Annotated in this window: 17 protein-coding genes and 1 pseudogene; 13 read left to right on the top strand and 5 right to left on the bottom strand. The window is 52.3% G+C overall.

Annotated features, from left to right (window positions below):
• The first annotated feature begins 36 nt into the window (after nt 1–36).
• A complete protein-coding gene (gene ilvD / locus A7589_RS10960; RefSeq protein WP_001127360.1) occupies nt 37–1,887 on the top strand; it encodes a dihydroxy-acid dehydratase in 1,851 nt (616 codons plus the stop codon).
• Nucleotides 1,888–1,889: 2 nt separating this feature from the next.
• A complete protein-coding gene (gene ilvA / locus A7589_RS10955; protein ID WP_000785599.1) occupies nt 1,890–3,434 on the top strand; it encodes a threonine ammonia-lyase, biosynthetic in 1,545 nt (514 codons plus the stop codon).
• Here the strand turns inward: ilvA and ilvY are convergent.
• Complete coding sequence (ilvY, locus tag A7589_RS10950; protein ID WP_000365756.1) at nt 3,431–4,321, bottom strand: HTH-type transcriptional activator IlvY; 891 nt, start codon at nt 4,319–4,321, stop codon at nt 3,431–3,433. The genes ilvA and ilvY overlap by 4 nt on opposite strands.
• Before the next feature lie 151 nt (nt 4,322–4,472).
• Here ilvY and ilvC point away from each other — a divergent pair, with 151 nt between their 5' ends.
• Nucleotides 4,473–5,948: a ketol-acid reductoisomerase gene (gene ilvC / locus A7589_RS10945; RefSeq protein WP_000024944.1), complete on the top strand. Its 1,476-nt coding sequence runs from the start codon at nt 4,473–4,475 to the stop codon at nt 5,946–5,948.
• A gap of 74 nt (nt 5,949–6,022) precedes the next feature.
• On the opposite strand, the gene ppiC is transcribed toward ilvC, so the two are convergent.
• Nucleotides 6,023–6,304, bottom strand: a complete 282-nt coding sequence (gene ppiC, locus A7589_RS10940; RefSeq protein ID WP_001140258.1) for a peptidylprolyl isomerase PpiC — start codon at nt 6,302–6,304, stop codon at nt 6,023–6,025.
• 156 nt (nt 6,305–6,460) lie between these two features.
• Nucleotides 6,461–6,910, bottom strand: a pseudogene (locus tag A7589_RS10935) (type II toxin-antitoxin system PemK/MazF family toxin).
• Nucleotides 6,911–7,125: 215 nt separating this feature from the next.
• On the opposite strand from A7589_RS10935, the gene rep reads away from it, so the two are divergent.
• Nucleotides 7,126–9,147: a DNA helicase Rep gene (rep, locus tag A7589_RS10930; RefSeq protein ID WP_001238878.1), complete on the top strand. Its 2,022-nt coding sequence runs from the start codon at nt 7,126–7,128 to the stop codon at nt 9,145–9,147.
• A gap of 104 nt (nt 9,148–9,251) precedes the next feature.
• On the opposite strand, the gene gppA is transcribed toward rep, so the two are convergent.
• Nucleotides 9,252–10,736, bottom strand: a complete 1,485-nt coding sequence (gene gppA / locus A7589_RS10925) for a guanosine-5'-triphosphate,3'-diphosphate diphosphatase (protein ID WP_000535974.1) — start codon at nt 10,734–10,736, stop codon at nt 9,252–9,254.
• 133 nt (nt 10,737–10,869) lie between these two features.
• Complete coding sequence (gene rhlB / locus A7589_RS10915; RefSeq protein WP_000047511.1) at nt 10,870–12,135, bottom strand: ATP-dependent RNA helicase RhlB; 1,266 nt, start codon at nt 12,133–12,135, stop codon at nt 10,870–10,872.
• A gap of 130 nt (nt 12,136–12,265) precedes the next feature.
• Here rhlB and trxA point away from each other — a divergent pair, with 130 nt between their 5' ends.
• The 9 genes from trxA (at nt 12,266) to rffA (ending at nt 20,870) form a co-directional block, all read left to right on the top strand.
• Nucleotides 12,266–12,595 (top strand): thioredoxin TrxA, encoded by a 330-nt coding sequence (gene trxA, locus A7589_RS10910; protein ID WP_001280776.1) that lies wholly within the window; start codon nt 12,266–12,268, stop codon nt 12,593–12,595.
• A gap of 139 nt (nt 12,596–12,734) precedes the next feature.
• Nucleotides 12,735–12,836 carry a rho operon leader peptide RhoL gene (gene rhoL / locus A7589_RS10905; protein WP_010345119.1) on the top strand — a complete coding sequence of 34 codons (102 nt, stop codon included), beginning with the start codon at nt 12,735–12,737 and terminating at the stop codon, nt 12,834–12,836.
• An 84-nt stretch (nt 12,837–12,920) separates the two neighbouring features.
• A complete protein-coding gene (gene rho / locus A7589_RS10900) occupies nt 12,921–14,180 on the top strand; it encodes a transcription termination factor Rho (RefSeq protein ID WP_001054527.1) in 1,260 nt (419 codons plus the stop codon).
• 239 nt (nt 14,181–14,419) lie between these two features.
• On the top strand, nt 14,420–15,523 hold the full coding sequence (wecA, locus tag A7589_RS10895) for a UDP-N-acetylglucosamine--undecaprenyl-phosphate N-acetylglucosaminephosphotransferase (RefSeq protein ID WP_001050953.1): 1,104 nt from the start codon (nt 14,420–14,422) through the stop codon (nt 15,521–15,523).
• 11 nt (nt 15,524–15,534) lie between these two features.
• Complete coding sequence (wzzE, locus tag A7589_RS10890) at nt 15,535–16,581, top strand: ECA polysaccharide chain length modulation protein (protein ID WP_000193458.1); 1,047 nt, start codon at nt 15,535–15,537, stop codon at nt 16,579–16,581.
• A gap of 55 nt (nt 16,582–16,636) precedes the next feature.
• Entirely contained in the window at nt 16,637–17,767 is a 1,131-nt protein-coding gene (wecB, locus tag A7589_RS10885) for a non-hydrolyzing UDP-N-acetylglucosamine 2-epimerase (protein WP_010355040.1), read from the top strand.
• Nucleotides 17,764–19,026 (top strand): UDP-N-acetyl-D-mannosamine dehydrogenase, encoded by a 1,263-nt coding sequence (gene wecC / locus A7589_RS10880; protein ID WP_105282523.1) that lies wholly within the window; start codon nt 17,764–17,766, stop codon nt 19,024–19,026. Before wecB ends, wecC begins: the two co-directional genes overlap by 4 nt.
• A 34-nt stretch (nt 19,027–19,060) precedes the next feature.
• Nucleotides 19,061–19,735: a dTDP-4-amino-4,6-dideoxy-D-galactose acyltransferase gene (rffC, locus tag A7589_RS10875; RefSeq protein ID WP_001122574.1), complete on the top strand. Its 675-nt coding sequence runs from the start codon at nt 19,061–19,063 to the stop codon at nt 19,733–19,735.
• 4 nt (nt 19,736–19,739) lie between these two features.
• Entirely contained in the window at nt 19,740–20,870 is a 1,131-nt protein-coding gene (rffA, locus tag A7589_RS10870) for a dTDP-4-amino-4,6-dideoxygalactose transaminase (protein WP_000612064.1), read from the top strand.
• Nucleotide 20,871 lies beyond the last annotated feature (1 nt).

Below are 20,871 nucleotides of genomic sequence, written 5' to 3'. Positions count from 1 at the left end.
CCCATTTACGAGACAGACACTGGGAGTAAATAAAGTATGCCTAAGTACCGTTCCGCCACCACCACTCATGGTCGTAATATGGCGGGTGCTCGTGCGCTGTGGCGCGCCACCGGAATGACCGACGCCGATTTCGGCAAGCCGATTATCGCTATTGTGAACTCGTTCACTCAATTTGTACCGGGTCACGTCCATCTGCGCGATCTCGGTAAACTGGTCGCTGAACAAATTGAAGCGGCTGGCGGCGTTGCCAAAGAGTTCAACACCATTGCGGTGGATGATGGGATCGCCATGGGCCACGGGGGGATGCTTTATTCACTGCCATCTCGCGAACTGATCGCTGATTCCGTTGAGTATATGGTCAACGCTCACTGCGCCGATGCCATGGTTTGCATCTCTAACTGCGACAAAATCACCCCAGGGATGCTGATGGCCTCTCTGCGCCTGAATATTCCGGTGATCTTTGTTTCCGGCGGCCCGATGGAGGCCGGGAAAACCAAACTATCCGATCAGTTAATCAAGCTTGATCTGGTTGATGCGATGATCCAGGGGGCAGATCCGAAAGTTTCTGACTCCCAGAGCGATCAGGTTGAACGTTCGGCCTGTCCAACCTGTGGTTCCTGCTCCGGGATGTTCACTGCTAACTCGATGAACTGCCTGACCGAAGCTCTGGGTCTGTCGCAGCCAGGTAACGGCTCGCTACTGGCAACCCACGCGGACCGTAAGCAGCTGTTCCTTAATGCCGGTAAACGCATTGTTGAATTAACCAAACGTTACTACGAGCAAAACGACGAAAGCGCACTGCCGCGTAATATCGCCAGTAAAGCGGCGTTTGAAAACGCCATGACGCTGGATATCGCGATGGGCGGCTCTACCAACACGGTTCTTCACCTGCTGGCGGCGGCACAAGAAGCGGAAATCGACTTCACCATGAGTGATATCGACAAACTTTCGCGTAAAGTCCCGCAGTTGTGCAAAGTTGCGCCGAGCACCCCAAAATACCATATGGAAGATGTTCACCGTGCTGGTGGCGTGATCGGTATTCTCGGCGAACTGGATCGCGCAGGGTTACTGAACCGTGATGTGAAAAACGTGCTCGGCCTGACCTTGTCGCAAACGCTGGAACAATACGATGTCATGCTGACTCAAGATGATGCGGTGAAAAATATGTTCCGCGCTGGCCCGGCGGGAATCCGCACTACACAGGCATTCTCGCAGGATTGCCGTTGGGATTCTCTCGATGACGATCGCGCTAACGGCTGCATCCGCTCGCTGGAGCACGCCTACAGCAAAGACGGCGGCCTGGCGGTGCTTTACGGCAACTTCGCGGAAAACGGCTGCATCGTTAAAACGGCGGGCGTCGATGACAGCATCCTCAAATTCACCGGCCCGGCGAAAGTGTACGAAAGCCAGGATGACGCGGTAGAAGCGATTCTCGGCGGCAAAGTTGTCGCTGGCGATGTGGTTGTTATTCGCTACGAAGGCCCGAAAGGCGGCCCTGGGATGCAGGAAATGCTCTACCCAACCAGCTTCCTGAAATCGATGGGTCTTGGCAAAGCCTGTGCGCTGATCACCGACGGTCGTTTCTCTGGCGGTACGTCTGGCCTTTCCATCGGTCACGTATCGCCGGAAGCGGCAAGCGGCGGTAGCATTGGCCTGATTGAAGATGGTGACCTGATCGCCATCGACATTCCGAACCGTGGCATTCAGTTGCAGGTAAGCGATGCCGAACTGGCGGCGCGTCGTGAAGCGCAGGAAGCCCGTGGCGACAAAGCCTGGACGCCGAAAAACCGTGAACGTCAGGTCTCCTTTGCTTTGCGCGCTTACGCCAGCCTGGCGACCAGCGCCGACAAAGGTGCGGTGCGCGATAAATCGAAACTGGGGGGGTAATAATGGCTGACTCACAACCCCTGTCCGGTGCCCCAGAAGGTGCCGAATATTTAAGAGCGGTGCTACGTGCGCCGGTCTATGAAGCGGCACAGGTCACGCCGCTACAGAAAATGGAAAAACTGTCGTCGCGTCTTGATAACGTGATACTGGTGAAGCGCGAAGACCGCCAGCCAGTGCACAGCTTCAAGCTGCGCGGCGCATACGCCATGATGGCAGGTCTGACGGAAGAACAGAAAGCGCACGGTGTGATCACTGCCTCGGCGGGTAACCATGCGCAAGGTGTCGCGTTTTCCTCCGCTCGGTTAGGTGTGAAGGCGCTGATCGTCATGCCAACCGCTACCGCCGACATCAAAGTCGACGCGGTGCGCGGCTTCGGCGGCGAAGTGCTGCTTCACGGCGCGAACTTTGACGAAGCAAAAGCCAAAGCGATTGAATTGTCTCAGCAGCAGGGCTTCACCTGGGTGCCGCCGTTCGATCATCCGATGGTGATCGCCGGGCAGGGCACGCTGGCGCTGGAACTGCTCCAGCAGGACGCCCATCTCGACCGCGTATTTGTGCCGGTTGGTGGCGGTGGCCTGGCGGCAGGCGTAGCTGTACTGATCAAACAACTGATGCCGCAAATCAAAGTTATCGCCGTAGAAGCAGAAGATTCCGCCTGTCTGAAAGCGGCGCTGGATGCGGGTCATCCGGTTGATTTGCCGCGTGTGGGGCTGTTCGCTGAAGGCGTTGCGGTAAAACGCATCGGCGACGAAACCTTCCGTTTGTGCCAGGAGTATCTCGATGACATCATCACCGTCGATAGCGATGCCATTTGCGCGGCGATGAAAGATCTGTTCGAAGATGTGCGCGCAGTGGCGGAACCCTCTGGCGCTCTGGCGCTGGCGGGGATGAAAAAATATATCGCCCAGCACAACATTCGCGGTGAACGTCTGGCGCATATTCTTTCTGGTGCCAACGTGAACTTCCATGGTCTGCGCTACGTCTCGGAACGTTGCGAACTGGGCGAACAACGTGAAGCGTTGCTGGCGGTGACTATCCCGGAAGAGAAGGGCAGCTTTCTGAAGTTCTGCCAGTTGCTTGGCGGGCGTTCGGTCACCGAGTTCAACTACCGTTTTGCTGATGCGAAAAACGCCTGCATTTTTGTCGGCGTGCGCTTAAGTCGCGGCCTCGAAGAGCGCAAAGAAATTTTGCAGATGCTTAACGACGGCGGCTACAGCGTGGTTGATCTCTCCGACGACGAAATGGCGAAGCTGCATGTGCGCTATATGGTCGGCGGGCGTCCATCGCATCCGTTGCAGGAGCGCCTCTACAGTTTCGAATTCCCGGAATCGCCGGGCGCGCTGCTGCGCTTCCTCAACACGCTGGGTACGCACTGGAACATCTCGCTGTTCCACTATCGCAGCCACGGTACTGACTACGGGCGCGTACTGGCGGCGTTCGAGCTTGGTGACCATGAACCGGATTTCGAAACCCGGCTGAATGAGCTGGGCTACGATTGCCACGACGAAACTAATAACCCGGCGTTCAGGTTCTTTTTGGCGGGTTAATGGTTCGGCAAAATCTTCCAGAACGCTTCAATCAGCGGCTCATGTAGCCGCTTTTTCTGCGCACAAACGCCCAGCTCAAACGGCGTTTTCTCATCACTGCGATCAAGAATCATCACGCGGTTACGTACTGGTTCAGGGCTATTATCCAGCACCACTTCTGGCAGCAGCGCCACGCCACAGCCAAGCGCCACCATTGATACCATCGCTTCATGCCCACCAACCGTGGCGTAAATCACCGGGTTACTGATTTTGTTACGTCGAAACCACAACTCAATGCGGCGGCGTACCGGCCCTTGATCGGCCATGATAAACGGCACCGTTGACCAGTCGGGCTTTTCGACTGATACCTGATTACGCACCGGGCAGGGCAGCGCAGGCGCGATCAGCACCACCGCCAGATTCTCCAGCATCGAAAATGCCACCGCACCTGGCAGAGTCTCTGGCTTACCGGCTATCGCCAGATCCGCTTCTCCGGTAACCACTTTTTCCATTGCATCCGCCGCATCACCGGTAGTGAGTTTAATCTCCACCGACGGGTGTTCCGCACGGAAGCGATCAAGAATCGGTGGAAGATGACTGTAAGCGGCGGTCACCGAGCAGAAGATATGTAATTCTCCAGAGAGCGACGGCCCTTGCTGGTCGATGGTGTGGCGCAATTGCTGATACTGCAACAGAGTTTGCTGGGCGAAAACGCGCAACTCTTCGCCCGCTTCCGTCAGCGTTACCGTGCGGTTATCGCGTACAAAAAGCGGTTGGCCGAGATCTTCTTCCAGGCGCTGAATCTGCCGTGAGAGCGTGGATGGGCTAACGTGCATCGCCCGTGCGCTACGGCCAAAATGGCGGCTTTCTGCCAGATGTAGAAACATTTTCAGGTCGCGTAAATCCACAGGCTTAACCCCCAGTCATGACGTTGCAGAAATTGCAATGTGACGTTGTGAATATATCAATTTCCGCAATAAATTTCCTGTTGTAATGTGGTGACATTCTCGCTCAACAGCGAACCGAACAATAAGAAGCACAACATCACGAGGAATCACCATGGCTAACTACTTCAATACACTGAATCTGCGCCAGCAGCTGGCACAGTTGGGTAAATGTCGCTTTATGGGGCGCGACGAATTCGCTGACGGCGCGAGCTACCTTCAGGGTAAAAAAGTGGTCATCGTCGGTTGTGGCGCGCAGGGTCTCAACCAGGGTCTGAACATGCGTGATTCTGGTCTGGATATCTCCTATGCCCTGCGAAAAGAAGCGATTGCCGAAAAGCGTGCGTCCTGGCGTAAAGCGACCGAAAACGGTTTTAAAGTAGGCACTTACGAAGAGCTGATCCCGCAGGCGGATCTTGTCGTTAACCTGACGCCAGACAAACAGCACTCCGACGTAGTGCGTTCTGTTCAGCCGCTGATGAAAGATGGCGCGGCGCTGGGTTACTCTCACGGTTTCAATATCGTAGAAGTGGGCGAGCAGATCCGTAAAGACATCACCGTAGTGATGGTTGCGCCGAAATGTCCTGGCACCGAAGTGCGTGAAGAGTACAAACGTGGATTCGGCGTACCGACGCTGATCGCCGTTCACCCGGAAAACGATCCGAAAGGTGAAGGCATGGCGATTGCTAAAGCCTGGGCGGCAGCAACCGGCGGTCATCGTGCCGGCGTTCTGGAATCCTCTTTCGTTGCGGAAGTTAAATCAGACCTGATGGGTGAACAAACTATCCTGTGCGGTATGTTGCAGGCTGGTTCTCTGCTGTGCTTCGACAAGCTGGTAGAAGAAGGCACTGATCCGGCATATGCAGAAAAACTGATTCAGTTCGGCTGGGAAACCATCACCGAAGCCCTGAAACAGGGCGGCATCACCCTGATGATGGACAGGCTCTCTAACCCGGCGAAACTGCGTGCTTATGCGCTGTCAGAACAACTGAAAGAGATCATGGCGCCGCTGTTCCAGAAACATATGGACGACATCATCTCCGGTGAATTCTCCTCTGGCATGATGGCTGACTGGGCTAATGATGATAAGAAACTGCTGACCTGGCGTGAAGAGACCGGCAAAACCGCGTTCGAAACCGCACCGCAGTATGAAGGTAAAATCGGCGAGCAGGAGTACTTCGATAAAGGCGTGCTGATGATCGCAATGGTGAAAGCGGGCGTTGAGCTGGCGTTCGAAACCATGGTTGATTCCGGCATCATCGAAGAGTCGGCTTACTATGAATCACTGCACGAACTGCCGCTGATTGCTAACACCATCGCCCGTAAGCGTCTGTACGAAATGAACGTGGTTATTTCCGATACCGCTGAGTACGGTAACTACCTGTTCTCTTACGCTTGCGTACCGCTGCTGAAACCGTTTATGGCAGAGTTGCAGCCGGGCGACCTGGGTAAAGCTATTCCTGAAGGTGCGGTAGATAACGCGCAGTTGCGTGATGTAAATGATGCGATTCGCAGCCATGCGATTGAGCAGGTTGGTAAGAAACTGCGCGGTTATATGACGGATATGAAACGTATTGCTGTTGCGGGTTAAGTGTGCGCTGATGCCCTCTCCCTGTGGGAGAGGGAGAAAACACTCAAGGCCTTCTCCCGGAGAAGGCCTTGCTGTTAGTTACGGTACAGCACCTTAATAATGTGATATCCGAACTGGGTATGCAGCGGGCCAGTCGGCTCCAGCACCGGACAAGAGAAAACCACTTTATCGAACGCCGGAACCATCTGACCCTGGCGGAATTCACCTAAATCACCGCCGCGTTTGCCTGACGGGCAAATGGAGTGTTTCTTCGCCAGCTTGCCGAAATCGGCGCCGTTCTTGATCTGCTCCAGAAGTTCCAGAGCCAGTTTCTCTTCTTTTACAAGGATATGCAGTGCTGCTGCTGTTTTTGCCATGATTGTGCCTTGAATTAAAAAGTGTCAGTCAGGGAGAGGGGCTGGTACATATATGGCAAAAGCCCGGAAAATCCGGGCTTCGCAGGTCCCTCAAGGGGAGTAAACTTAGGGCCTCTATGGGCTACAGAGTCATTATCGAGGATGGTGATTTTATTGTCAATTTATGAGCGATATGGCATTGATTGACTTGATGACCGCCCTCTGTATGTCTGCAACCAATTCATGCGGCAAACATTGATTAAGATACCCTCTATAAGTCCTTGCTCTGTTTAATTGATTTCGACTGACTTGTTGTACCAGGTCGGCTTTGGCCCAACGTATCTGCTGATCAAAGAATTGCAGGTCATTGATAACATTACTGGCTATTTCAACATGCATTCCACGATTTAACTTGTCATGGTCGCGAGTGGTTGATCATGGAACGACGATACATGCATTGCCATTAATTTTTCCATTGAGCACGACAACCAGCCTGTTTTTTATCATCTCAGGTGGAATGCGGCCATCGTAATACGCCGTACTGATCTGTCCATTCTGGCTAACAGGATAGTTACCAAAGTTGCATTCCAGTATTTCACCAACCTTAGGGCTGAAATTAATCGCCACGAGTAAACCTCTCCTTAGTAAACTCTGAAAAATAATAACACAACGTTACGACCCGATATTTTCTAAGTCTAATGGATTCACGATGAATTCCGGTTTCGGCCTTTCCTCTCTGATTTAAACATCAGTCGTTATCCGGTTAGCGGTTTACACTCGGTCACATTCAAATGCGATTCTGCTACAATCCTCCCCCCGTTCGAAGATTGAGCAATACTCCTATGCGTCTAAACCCCGGCCAACAACAAGCTGTCGAATTCGTTACCGGCCCCTGCCTGGTGCTGGCGGGCGCGGGTTCCGGCAAGACTCGTGTTATCACTAATAAAATCGCCCATCTGATCCGTGGCTGCGGTTATCAGGCGAGACATATCGCGGCGGTGACCTTTACCAATAAGGCAGCGCGTGAGATGAAAGAGCGTGTCGGGCAGACGCTGGGGCGCAAAGAGGCGCGTGGGCTGATGATCTCCACTTTCCACACGCTGGGGCTGGATATCATCAAACGCGAGTATGCGGCGTTGGGGATGAAAGCGAACTTTTCGCTGTTTGACGATACCGATCAGCTGGCTTTGCTCAAAGAGCTGACCGAAGGACTGATTGAAGATGACAAAGTTCTGCTGCAACAGCTGATCTCAACCATCTCTAACTGGAAGAATGATCTCAAAACTCCTGCGCAGGCGGCGGCAGAGGCAAAAGGCGAGCGGGATCGCATTTTTGCCCATTGTTATGGGCTGTATGATGCGCACCTGAAAGCGTGCAATGTTCTCGACTTCGACGATCTGATTTTATTGCCGACGTTGCTGCTGCAACGCAATGAGGAAGTACGCGAACGCTGGCAAAACAAGATTCGCTACCTGCTGGTGGATGAGTATCAGGACACCAACACCAGCCAGTATGAACTGGTGAAACTGCTGGTGGGTAGCCGTGCACGCTTTACTGTGGTGGGTGACGATGACCAGTCGATCTACTCCTGGCGCGGTGCCCGTCCGCAAAACCTGGTGCTATTGAGCCAGGATTTCCCAACGTTGAAGGTGATTAAGCTTGAGCAGAATTACCGCTCTTCCGGGCGTATTTTGAAAGCGGCGAACATCCTGATCGCCAATAACCCGCACGTATTTGAAAAGCGTCTGTTCTCCGAACTTGGCTACGGCGCGGAACTAAAAGTTTTAAGCGCGAATAACGAAGAACATGAAGCCGAGCGCGTTACCGGCGAGCTGATTGCGCATCACTTCGTCAACAAAACACAGTACAAAGATTACGCCATTCTCTATCGCGGCAACCATCAGTCGCGGGTGTTTGAAAAATTCCTGATGCAAAACCGCATCCCGTACAAAATATCCGGCGGTACTTCATTCTTCTCCCGCCCTGAAATCAAGGATTTGCTGGCTTATCTGCGTGTACTGACTAATCCGGACGATGATAGTGCGTTCCTGCGTATCGTTAACACGCCGAAGCGAGAGATTGGCCCGGCGACGCTGAAAAAGCTGGGCGAGTGGGCGATGACGCGTAATAAAAGTATGTTTACCGCCAGCTTTGATATGGGGTTGAGTCAGACACTGAGTGGACGTGGTTATGAAGCGTTGACCCGATTTACTCACTGGCTGGCGGAAATCCAGCGACTGGCGGAGCGGGAGCCTATCGCCGCAGTGCGCGATCTGATCCACGGGATGGATTATGAATCCTGGTTATACGAAACGTCACCCAGCCCGAAAGCCGCCGAAATGCGCATGAAGAACGTTAACCAGTTATTTAGCTGGATGACGGAGATGCTGGAAGGTAGCGAACTGGATGAGCCGATGACGCTCACCCAGGTGGTGACGCGCTTTACTCTGCGCGACATGATGGAGCGTGGCGAGAGTGACGAAGAGCTTGATCAGGTGCAACTGATGACTCTGCACGCGTCGAAAGGGCTGGAGTTTCCCTATGTTTACATGGTCGGTATGGAAGAGGGATTTTTGCCGCACCAAAGCAGCATCGACGAGGATAATATCGATGAAGAGCGGCGGCTGGCCTATGTCGGCATCACCCGCGCTCAGAAAGAGTTGACCTTTACGCTGTGTAAAGAGCGTCGTCAGTACGGTGAACTGGTACGTCCGGAACCGAGCCGCTTTCTGCTGGAATTACCGCAGGATGATCTGATTTGGGAACAAGAGCGCAAAGTGGTAAGCGCCGAAGAACGGATGCAGAAAGGGCAAAGCCATCTGGCGAATCTGAAAGCGATGATGGCAGCAAAACGAGGCAAATAGCCATTCGTCTTGCCTGGGGCTGGTTGGATTAGATGGTCACGGCACCGGAAAGCGGAATTATTGCCGGATAAGATGCGTCAGCATCGCATCCGGCACATTACACGTTAAAGCACTTCCAGCGGCCAGTGGACATAGCTCTGCCACTCAGTTTCCTGATCGATAATTTCTTTACCCAGCGGGTGCTGAGCCAGCCAACCTTGCGGCAGCGTCAGGGTCAACTGTTCATGGTTGGCTTGTAATGTAATCTCCGGCACTAAATCATCACGGCGACGGCTGGCAAAAATGATTGCCAGGCGCAGTAAACGGCAGAGTTGTTCCGCAACGCGCGGCGGTACGGCATTTTGTTGATGCAACGATGAGAGATCGACAGGATTCGTCTGGTTGAGCAATAGCGTCGCCAGCAGCTTTTTCTGCGCAGGCGTAAAACCGGGAAGATCCAGATTACGCACCAGATAAGCGGCATGTTGCGGCGCTTGTTTGAAATCAACGCTAAGGCCAATTTCATGAAGTTGACAGGCGCTGATTAGCAAATCGCGGCTAATCGCTTCAAGATGCCACTCTTTTTCTACCTGATCAAACAAGTTAGCGGCAACGTTGACCACGCGCTGCGCCTGATCAATATCAATCATAAAGCGGCGCTGAATATTACGCAGTGTACGACTGCGAATATCCTGCTCAACCGCCAGATGCAACATGCCGTAGACCAGGCCTTCACGTAGAGCACCGCCAGCCAGCGTCATACACTGAATATTCAGCTCGGTAAAAATGGCTATCAGGATCGCCAGACCACTCGGGAATACTAATGCGCGCTCCAGCGTTAACCCTTCAATCTCCAGCTCCTCCAGCCGACCGCAATGAATAGCGCGCTGTTTCAGTTGCTGCAACTTCGCAAGGGTAATGCGCTCATCCATTCCCTGCGCCATCATGATTTCCTGTAATGCTTGCACGGTGCCGGAAGCGCCAACGCACACTTTCCAGCCGTGATATCGCAGTTCATCGGCAACCGGACGTAACACTTCGCGTGCCGCTTTTTCTGCAGCATCAAAATTTTCCTGCCCCAGATTACGATCGGCAAAATAGCGTTCCAGCCAGGTGACGCAGCCCATCGACAGGCTGAACAAAGACGTGGTTTGTGCGCCTGTGCCAGTGACCAGTTCGGTACTGGCGCCACCAATATCCACGACCAGGCGCTGATCGGCTCCGCCGGTGGTGTGAGCAACACCCTGATAAATCAGGCGAGCTTCTTCTTCACCGCTGATCACCTGTACCGGACAACCGAGGATTTCCTGCGCTTTAGCAATAAAATCACCGGCATTGACGGCAAGTCGTAACGTCGCCGTAGCGACAACGCGAATTTGCGATGGTGGGATATCTTGCAGACGTTCAGCAAACAGGCGCAAACATTGCCAGCCGCGCTCCATTGCTTCATTAGACAGGGCATTTTCGCTGTTCAGGCCAGCAGCCAGACGCACTTTACGTTTAATTCGCGTCAGCGTCTGGATGCTTCCAGCCACCTCGCGCACTACCAGCATATGGAAACTATTTGAACCGAGATCAATAGCTGCATACAGCGACGAGGTGGAACCCATATTCTTCATCCTTCAATCTGTCTCTGCGTTGGCTGCATTCTTTCACCCGAATCACTTGCTACAATAAGCGCATCGGGATTCATTCTCTTGCCATCTTGATACAGTTTGAATGATTTTGAGTATGACATTTTATTTAACCTGAACGACGACGATTACGCGGAGCACCAGTACGACGCGGACCATTGCCTGTGCGCGGGCGCGTGAGGCGCAGCGGTTTTGGCAGATCGGTCATCAATGCGTCTGGATTGTATTTGCTTACCGGAATTGAGTGACCAATATAGGTCTCAATAGCAGGCAAATTCAATGCATACTCTTCACACGCCAGGCTGATAGAGTGACCGCTTGCGCCTGCGCGGCCAGTACGACCGATACGGTGAACGTAATCTTCACAGTCATCGGGCAAATCGTAGTTAAAGACGTGCGTCACTGCCGGAATATGCAGACCACGAGCAGCAACGTCGGTAGCAACCAGAATATCCAGATCGCCACGGGTAAATTCATCAAGAATACGCAGGCGTTTTTTCTGCGCCACATCGCCCGTCAACAGACCGACACGATGACCATCTGCCGCCAGGTGACCCCAGATATCTTCACAACGGTGTTTGGTGTTGGCGAAAATAATCGCTCTGTCTGGCCACTCTTCTTCGATCAACGTTTGCAACAAACGCATCTTTTCTTCGTTAGAAGGGTAGAAAAGCTCTTCTTTAATACGGTGGCCCGTTTTCTGTTCCGGTTCCACTTCGATATATTCGGCGTTATTCATCTGCTCGAACGCCAGTTCACGTACCCGGTACGAAAGCGTGGCGGAGAACAGCATGTTGAGGCGCTGGTTTGCAGGCGGCATACGGCGGAACAGCCAGCGGATATCTTTAATAAAGCCCAGATCATACATACGATCGGCTTCATCCAGCACCACCACTTGAATGGCACCGAGGTTAATGTGGTTCTGCTTGGCGTAGTCAATTAAACGACCCGTGGTGCCAATCAGGATGTCAACGCCGCTTTCCAGCACTTTCAGCTGTTTGTCGTAGCCATCGCCACCGTAAGCCAGACCCAGCTTCAGGCCGGTAGCTTGTGCCAGTGGCTCCGCGTCGGCGTGGATCTGCACGGCAAGTTCACGCGTCGGTGCCATAATTAAGGCACGCGGTTGATTCACCTTGCGATCGGCAATTGCGGGATGAGAGAGAAGGTAATGAAACGAAGACGTAAGAAACGCCATCGTTTTCCCGGTACCAGTTTGCGCCTGCCCGGCTACGTCACGACCTTCCAGCGTTAGCGGAAGAGCCAGTGCCTGAATGGGCGTACAGTTATGAAACCCTTTTTTTTCAAGGGCTTCTACAACTTTCGGATGCAGGGCGAAGTCGGAAAACTTCTGTTCTGTTAAATGTGTTTTGCTCATAGTGTGATAGAATATCAGCTTACTATTGCTTTACGAAAGCGTATCCGGTGAAATAAAGTCAACCTTTAGTTGGTTAATGTTACACCAACAACGAAACCAACACGCCAGGCTTATTCCTGTGGAGTTATATATGAGCGATAAAATTATTCACCTGACTGACGACAGTTTTGACACGGATGTACTCAAAGCGGACGGGGCAATTCTCGTCGATTTCTGGGCAGAGTGGTGCGGTCCGTGCAAAATGATCGCCCCGATTCTGGATGAAATCGCTGACGAATATCAGGGCAAACTGACCGTTGCAAAACTGAACATCGATCAAAACCCTGGCACTGCGCCGAAATATGGCATCCGTGGTATCCCGACTCTGCTGCTGTTCAAGAATGGCGAAGTGGCGGCAACGAAAGTCGGTGCGCTGTCTAAAGGTCAGTTGAAAGAGTTCCTCGACGCCAATCTGGCATAAGGGAACGTCATGTTCGGGTGCCCTGTCGCTAAAAACTGGACGCCCGGCGTGAGCCATGCTAACTTAATGTTGACTTCGTATTAAACTTACCTTATTAAGTTTGAATCTTGTAATATCCAACGCTTCCCGTTTTTATCTAATGCGAAGTGAACAGATTTCTGGTTTGTCACTCAATCCGTCTTGTCGTTTCAGTTCTGCGTACTTTCCTGTGACCAGACAGCGAAAAGACATGAGTCGATGACCGTAAACAGGCATGGATGATCCTGCCATACCATTCACAACATTAAGTTCGAGATTTACCCCAAGTTTAAGAACTCACACCACTATGAATCTTACCGAATTAAAGAATACGCCGGTTTCTGAGCTGATCACTCTCGGCGAAAATATGGGGCTGGAAAATCTGGCTCGTATGCGTAAGCAGGACATTATTTTTGCCATCCTGAAGCAGCACGCAAAGAGTGGCGAAGATATCTTTGGTGATGGCGTACTGGAGATATTGCAGGATGGATTTGGTTTCCTCCGTTCCGCAGACAGCTCCTACCTCGCCGGTCCTGATGACATCTACGTTTCTCCCAGCCAAATCCGCCGTTTCAACCTCCGCACTGGTGATACCATCTCTGGTAAGATTCGCCCGCCGAAAGAAGGTGAACGCTATTTTGCGCTGCTGAAAGTTAATGAAGTTAACTTCGATAAACCTGAAAACGCCCGCAATAAAATCCTCTTTGAGAACTTGACTCCGCTGCACGCAAACTCTCGTCTGCGTATGGAACGTGGTAACGGTTCTACTGAAGATTTGACCGCTCGCGTGCTGGATCTGGCTTCGCCAATCGGTCGTGGTCAGCGTGGTCTGATTGTGGCACCGCCGAAAGCCGGTAAAACCATGCTGCTGCAGAACATTGCTCAGAGCATTGCTTACAACCACCCGGATTGTGTGCTGATGGTTCTGCTGATTGACGAACGTCCGGAAGAAGTAACCGAGATGCAGCGTCTGGTTAAAGGGGAAGTTGTCGCTTCTACCTTTGATGAACCGGCATCCCGTCACGTTCAGGTTGCGGAAATGGTGATCGAGAAGGCGAAACGTCTGGTTGAGCACAAGAAAGACGTTATCATTCTGCTTGACTCTATTACTCGTCTGGCACGTGCTTACAACACCGTCGTTCCGGCTTCTGGTAAAGTGTTGACCGGTGGTGTGGACGCTAACGCACTGCATCGTCCGAAACGCTTCTTCGGTGCGGCGCGTAACGTTGAAGAGGGCGGCAGCCTGACCATCATCGCCACGGCGCTCATCGATACGGGTTCAAAAATGGACGAAGTTATCTACGAAGAGTTTAAAGGCACCGGTAACATGGAGCTGCACCTCTCTCGTAAGATCGCTGAAAAACGCGTCTTCCCGGCTATCGACTACAACCGTTCTGGTACGCGTAAAGAAGAACTGCTCACCACTCAGGAAGAGCTGCAGAAAATGTGGATCCTGCGCAAAATCATTCACCCAATGGGCGAAATCGACGCAATGGAATTCCTCATTAACAAGCTCGCGATGACCAAGACGAATGACGATTTCTTTGAGATGATGAAACGCTCATAAATTTGTCTTATGCTAAAAACGCCACGTGTTTACGTGGCGTTTTGCTTTTATATCTGTAATCTTAGCAGCATGCCTGTGATAGTGGGAAAATTCCTGGTTTTTGCGGGTGTTTTATACGATTTTCGTCGCGAGTGGTTGGTTTTTACACAAGTCTGATTGGTTCAGAAAGTAGTTTCCCTTCTGAATAAAGGTCTTCGTGGGTATACTTCTGCTAATAATTTTCTCTGAGAGCATGCATTGTGAATTTACTGACAGTGAGTACTGATCTCATCAGTATTTTTTTATTCACGACACTGTTTCTGTTTTTTGCCCGCAAGGTAGCAAAAAAAGTCGGTTTAGTGGATAAACCTAACTTCCGCAAACGTCACCAGGGATTGATACCGCTCGTTGGGGGTATTTCAGTTTATGCAGGGATTTGCTTTACGTTCGGAATTGTCGATTATTACATTCCGCATGCATCTCTCTACCTGGCTTGCGCTGGCGTCCTGGTGTTCATTGGCGCACTGGATGACCGTTTTGATATCAGCGTAAAAATCCGAGCCACCATACAGGCCGCTGTTGGCATCATTATGATGGTGTTCGGCAAACTTTATCTCAGTAGCCTTGGCTATATTTTTGGCGACTGGGAGATGGTACTCGGACCGTTTGGGTATTTCCTGACGTTGTTTGCAGTCTGGGCGGCAATTAATGCTTTCAATATGGTTGATGGCATTGACGGTTTGCTGGGCGGCTTATCCTGCGTCTCATTTGCGGCAATTGGCATGATTTTGTGGTTCGACGGGCAAACCAGCCTCGCTATCTGGTGCTTTGCGATGATCGCCGCCATCCTGCCTTACATCATGCTCAACCTCGGTATTCTGGGACGTCGCTATAAAGTCTTTATGGGCGATGCGGGCAGTACACTGATTGGTTTTACCGTAATCTGGATCCTGCTGGAAACCACCCAGGGCAAAACGCATCCGATTAGCCCGGTGACTGCATTATGGATAATCGCCATTCCGCTAATGGATATGGTGGCAATTATGTATCGTCGCCTGCGTAAAGGCATGAGTCCGTTCTCTCCTGACCGCCAGCATATTCATCATTTAATCATGCGCGCCGGCTTTACTTCTCGTCAGGCATTTGTGCTGATTACCCTTGCTGCTGCACTGCTTGCCTCCATTGGCGTGTTGGCAGAATATTCTCATTTTGTCCCTGAATGGGTCATGCTGGTGCTCTTTTTGCTAGCATTCTTCCTCTATGGCTATTGCATTAAGCGCGCCTGGAAGGTTGCTCGCTTTATTAAGCGTGTGAAACGCCGACTGCGCAGAAACCGTGGTGGCAGCCCCAACTTAACCAAATAAACGAGGATGTAATGACGCAACCAATGCCTGGGAAACCAGCCGAAGACGCTGAAAATGAACTGGATATTCGTGGGTTGTTTCGTACCTTGTGGGCTGGGAAGCTGTGGATTATTGGCATGGGGCTGGCGTTTGCGTTAATTGCGCTGGCATATACATTTTTCGCCCGCCAGGAGTGGAGCGCGACGGCGATTACCGATCGTCCAACGGTGAATATGCTGGGGGGATACTACTCGCAGCAGCAGTTTTTGCGTAACCTGGACATCCGTTCGAACATGGCTCCTGCCGACCAACCATCGGTCATGGACGAAGCCTATAAAGAATTTGTTATGCAGCTGGCGTCGTGGGACACCCGCCGCGATTTCTGGCTGCAGACGGATTATTACAAACAGCGGATGGTCGGTAACAGTAAAGCTGATGCGGCTTTGCTGGATGAAATGATCAACAACATCCAGTTTATTCCCGGTGATTTCACCCGCGCGATCAATGATAACGTTAAATTGATTGCCGAAACTGCCCCTGATGCCAATAATCTGCTGCGTCAATATGTCGCATTTGCCAGTCAGCGCGCTGCCAGCCATCTGAATGATGAGCTGAAAGGCGCATGGGCAGCACGCACTATCCAAATGAAAGCCCAGGTGAAACGTCAGGAAGAAGTGGCGAAAGCGATCTACGACCGCCGGGTAAACAGCATTGAGCAGGCGCTCAAAATCGCCGAGCAACATAATATTTCTCGTAGTGCGACAGATGTCCCTGCGGATGAATTGCCTGATTCAGAAATGTTTTTGCTGGGTCGCCCTATGCTGCAGGCGCGGTTAGAAAACTTACAGGCCGTCGGTCCGGCCTTTGATCTCGACTATGATCAGAATCGGGCCATGTTAAACACCCTTAATGTAGGTCCAACCCTGGATCCGCGTTTTCAGACCTATCGCTATTTGCGTACGCCGGAAGAACCGGTAAAACGCGATAGCCCACGTCGTGCCTTCCTGATGATTATGTGGGGCATTGTCGGGGGGCTGATCGGGGCTGGTGTCGCATTAACCCGCCGTTGCTCGAAATAGCAACACAGCTGCGGTGAGCGCAAAGGCGCTCGCCGCTTATTCAAAGAGAATCGATGTGAAAGTACTGACTGTATTTGGTACGCGCCCGGAAGCCATCAAGATGGCGCCGCTGGTGCATGCGTTGGCAAAAGATCCTTTTTTTGAGGCTAAAGTTTGCGTCACTGCGCAGCATCGGGAGATGCTCGATCAGGTGCTGAAACTCTTTTCCATTGTACCTGACTACGATCTCAACATAATGCAGCCAGGACAGGGCCTGACAGAGATAACCTGTCGAATTCTTGAAGGATTAAAACCTATTCTTGCCGAGTTCAAACCGGACGTGGTGCTGGTACACGGCGATACCACCACGACGCTGGCCACCAGTCTGGCGGCGTTTTATCAGCGTATTCCTGTTGGTCACGTAGAGGCCGGACTGCGTACGGGCGATCTCTATTCACCCTGGCCGGAAGAGGCTAACCGCACGCTGACCGGTCATCTGGCGATGTACCATTTCTCCCCTACTGAAACCTCGCGGCAAAACCTGCTGCGTGAAAACGTCGCTGATAGCCGAATCTTTATCACCGGCAATACCGTTATCGACGCCTTGCTGTGGGTGCGCGACCAAGTGATGAGCAGCGATACGCTGCGTTCTGAACTGGCGGAAAATTACCCGTTTATCGACCCCGATAAGAAGATGATTCTGGTGACCGGTCACAGACGTGAGAGCTTCGGTCGTGGTTTTGAAGAAATTTGCCACGCACTGGCAGAAATCGCCACCACTCATCAGGACATCCAGATTGTCTATCCGGTACATCTCAACCCGAACGTCAGAGAACCGGTAAACCGCATTCTGGGGCATGTGAAAAATGTCATTCTGATCGATCCCCAGGAGTATTTACCGTTTGTCTGGCTGATGAACCACGCCTGGTTGATTTTGACTGACTCTGGCGGTATTCAGGAAGAAGCGCCTTCACTGGGTAAACCGGTGCTGGTGATGCGCGATACCACTGAACGTCCGGAAGCGGTGACTGCGGGTACGGTGCGTCTGGTCGGCACGGATAAGCAACGAATTGTCGAGGAAGTGACGCGTCTTTTAAAAGACGAAAATGAATATCAAACTATGAGCCGCGCCCATAACCCGTATGGTGATGGTCAGGCATGCTCTCGCATTTTGGAAGCGTTAAAAAATAATCGGATATCACTATGAGTTTTGCGACCATTTCTGTCATTGGACTGGGTTACATTGGGCTGCCAACGGCGGCAGCGTTTGCCTCCCGGCAAAAACAGGTGATTGGTGTCGATATCAACCAACAAGCGGTTGATACCATCAATCGTGGCGAAATCCATATCGTCGAGCCTGATTTGGCGAGTGTGGTAAAAACTGCCGTAGAAGGTGGTTTTTTACGAGCGAGCACAACGCCGGTTGAGGCGGATGCCTGGCTGATTGCTGTACCTACGCCGTTTAAAGGCGATCATGAACCGGATATGACTTACGTCGAATCGGCTGCCCGCTCCATTGCGCCAGTACTGAAAAAAGGCGCGCTGGTGATCCTTGAGTCCACCTCGCCGGTGGGCTCAACTGAGAAGATGGCAGAATGGTTAGCAGAGATGCGTCCAGATCTGACTTTCCCGCAGCAAGTGGGCGAGCAGGCGGACGTCAACATTGCTTACTGCCCGGAACGCGTGTTGCCGGGGCAGGTGATGGTCGAGTTGATTAAAAATGACCGTGTGATTGGCGGTATGACGCCGGTTTGTTCTGCGCGCGCCAGCGAATTATACAAAATTTTCCTCGAAGGTGAGTGTGTCGTCACTAACTCGCGGACGGCGGAAATGTGTAAGCTGACTGAAAACAGCTTCCGCGATGTGAATATTGCTTTTGCTAACGAACTATCGCTGATTTGTGCCGATCAGGGGATTAACGTCTGGGAACTGGTTAGCCTGGCGAATCGCCATCCACGAGTCAATATTCTTCAGCCTGGGCCTGGCGTGGGTGGTCACTGTATTGCAGTTGATCCGTGGTTTATCGTGGCACAGAACCCGCAGCAGGCGCGGCTTATCCGTACCGCGCGCGAAGTGAATGACAACAAACCTTTCTGGGTTATCGATCAGGTCAAAGCGGTGGTTGCCGACTGCCAGTCCGCTACGGATAAACGCGCCAGCGAGCTGAAAATTGCCTGCTTTGGTCTGGCGTTTAAACCGAATATTGATGATCTGCGCGAAAGTCCGGCAATGGAAATCGCTGAACTGATCGCTCAATGGCACAGCGGTGAAACGCTGGTTGTTGAACCGAATATTCACCAGTTGCCGAAAAAACTGATCGGACTTTGCACTCTGGCGCAGCTTGACGACGCACTGGCAACGGCAGATGTGCTGGTGATGCTGGTCGATCACAGTCAGTTCAAAGCCATTAGCGGCGAACATGTTAAACAGCAGTATGTCGTGGATACCAAAGGGGTCTGGCGCTGATTACAGTGAATGACTGTTTTGAGGGAGTCACACAATGCCCATTCGCGCCAGAATTGAACCACTAACCTGGGAAAACACCTTCTTTGGTGTCAACAGCGCCATTGTGCGCATTAGTCCTGACGCGCCACTCCTGACGTCAGACGCCTTAGCGCCGTGGTCACGGGTGCAGGCCAAAATTGCCGCATCAAATACCGATGAGCTGGACGCCTTGCAACAACTGGGATTCTCACTGGTTGAGGGGGAAGTTGATTTGGTACTGCCCGTGAACAACGCAAGTGATAGCGACGCAGAAGTGGCACAAGAGACAGATATTCCAGTGCTACGCCAGTTAGCCAGTGAGGCATTTGCGCAAAGCCGTTTTCGTGCGCCGTGGTATGCGCCTGACGCCAGTGGCCGCTTTTATGCACAGTGGATTGAAAACGCCGTACGCGGCACTTTTGATCATCAATGCCTGATTTTACGCTCAGCGTCTGGTGATATTTGTGGCTATGTTTCTCTACGAGAATTGAATGCCACTGACGCGCGCATTGGCTTGCTGGCAGGCCGTGGCTCCGGTGCGCAGCTGATGCAAGCGGCACTAAACTGGGCGTATGCTCGCGGTAAAAAAACATTGCGGGTGGCGACCCAGATGGGCAACACCGCCGCGCTTAAACGATACATACAAAGTGGTGCGAATGTAGAAAGCACCGCGTACTGGTTATACAGGTGATCACATGATTCCATTTAACGCACCGCCGGTGGTAGGAACCGAACTCGACTATATGCAGTCGGCAATGGGTAGCGGCAAACTGTGCGGCGATGGCGGTTTTACCCGTCGCTGCCAGCAGTGGCTGGAGCAACGTTTTGGTAGTGCCAAAGTGCTGCTGACGCCGTCCTGCACCGCTTCGCTGGAGATGGCGGCGCTGCTGCTCGATATCCAGCCGGGCGATGAAGTGATCATGCCGAGCTACACCTTTGTCTCCACCGCCAACGCCTTCGTGCTGCGTGGAGCAAAAATCGTCTTTGTGGATGTCCGCCCGGACACCATGAACATCGACGAAACGCTTATTGAATCGGCGATCACCGACAAAACGCGCGTTATCGTGCCGGTACATTACGCGGGCGTGGCCTGTGAAATGGACACCATTATGGCGCTGGCGAAAAAGCATAACCTGTTTGTGGTGGAAGATGCCGCGCAGGGCGTGATGTCCACTTACAAAGGGCGTGCGCTGGGAACCATTGGTCATATTGGCTGCTTTAGCTTCCATGAAACCAAAAACTACACGGCGGGCGGTGAAGGTGGTGCGACGCTGATTAACGATAAAGCGTTGATTGAACGTGCCGAGATCATCCGTGAAAAAGGCACTAACCGCAGCCAGTTCTTCCGTGGTCAGGTCGATAAATATACCTGGCGTGATATTGGTTCCAGCTATCTGATGTCCGATCTGCAAGCTGCGTACCTGTGGGCGCAACTGGAAGCCGCCGAACGTATCAACCAGCAACGTCTGGCGTTGTGGCAAAACTACTACGATGCGTTAGCACCTCTGGCGAAAGCCGGGCGTATCGAATTGCCGTCGATTCCAGATGGCTGCGTGCAGAACGCGCATATGTTCTACATTAAGCTGCGGGATAATGATGACCGGAGCGCATTGATTAACTTCCTGAAAGAAGCGGAAATTATGGCGGTGTTCCATTATATTCCGCTACACGCAAGCCCTGCGGGTGAACGCTTTGGTGAGTTCCACGGCGAAGATCGCTACACCACCAAAGAGAGCGAGCGCCTGCTGCGCCTTCCTCTGTTCTACAATTTGTCGCCCGTCAATCAACGCACGGTAATTGCGACCTTGTTGAACTACTTCTCCTGAT

The sequence above is a fragment of the Escherichia sp. MOD1-EC6475 genome, assembly GCF_003046645.1.
Taxonomy (GTDB): Bacteria; Pseudomonadota; Gammaproteobacteria; order Enterobacterales; family Enterobacteriaceae; genus Escherichia; species Escherichia ruysiae.
Note: the sequence above shows the minus strand (reverse complement) of the source record. Positions and strands in the feature narration are given on the sequence as shown.

Excerpts from the sequence above, each read along its gene's own strand:
- ilvD (WP_001127360.1), top strand. The coding sequence starts at position 37 with ATGCCTAAGTACCGTTCCGCCACCACCACTCATGGTCGTAATATGGCG.
- ilvA (WP_000785599.1), top strand. The coding sequence starts at position 1,890 with ATGGCTGACTCACAACCCCTGTCCGGTGCCCCAGAAGGTGCCGAATAT.
- ilvC (WP_000024944.1), top strand. The coding sequence starts at position 4,473 with ATGGCTAACTACTTCAATACACTGAATCTGCGCCAGCAGCTGGCACAG.
- ppiC (WP_001140258.1), bottom strand. The coding sequence starts at position 6,304 with ATGGCAAAAACAGCAGCAGCACTGCATATCCTTGTAAAAGAAGAGAAA.
- rep (WP_001238878.1), top strand. The coding sequence starts at position 7,126 with ATGCGTCTAAACCCCGGCCAACAACAAGCTGTCGAATTCGTTACCGGC.
- gppA (WP_000535974.1), bottom strand. The coding sequence starts at position 10,736 with ATGGGTTCCACCTCGTCGCTGTATGCAGCTATTGATCTCGGTTCAAAT.
- rhlB (WP_000047511.1), bottom strand. The coding sequence starts at position 12,135 with ATGAGCAAAACACATTTAACAGAACAGAAGTTTTCCGACTTCGCCCTG.
- trxA (WP_001280776.1), top strand. The coding sequence starts at position 12,266 with ATGAGCGATAAAATTATTCACCTGACTGACGACAGTTTTGACACGGAT.
- rhoL (WP_010345119.1), top strand. The coding sequence starts at position 12,735 with ATGCGAAGTGAACAGATTTCTGGTTTGTCACTCAATCCGTCTTGTCGT.
- rho (WP_001054527.1), top strand. The coding sequence starts at position 12,921 with ATGAATCTTACCGAATTAAAGAATACGCCGGTTTCTGAGCTGATCACT.
- wzzE (WP_000193458.1), top strand. The coding sequence starts at position 15,535 with ATGACGCAACCAATGCCTGGGAAACCAGCCGAAGACGCTGAAAATGAA.
- wecC (WP_105282523.1), top strand. The coding sequence starts at position 17,764 with ATGAGTTTTGCGACCATTTCTGTCATTGGACTGGGTTACATTGGGCTG.
- rffC (WP_001122574.1), top strand. The coding sequence starts at position 19,061 with ATGCCCATTCGCGCCAGAATTGAACCACTAACCTGGGAAAACACCTTC.
- rffA (WP_000612064.1), top strand. The coding sequence starts at position 19,740 with ATGATTCCATTTAACGCACCGCCGGTGGTAGGAACCGAACTCGACTAT.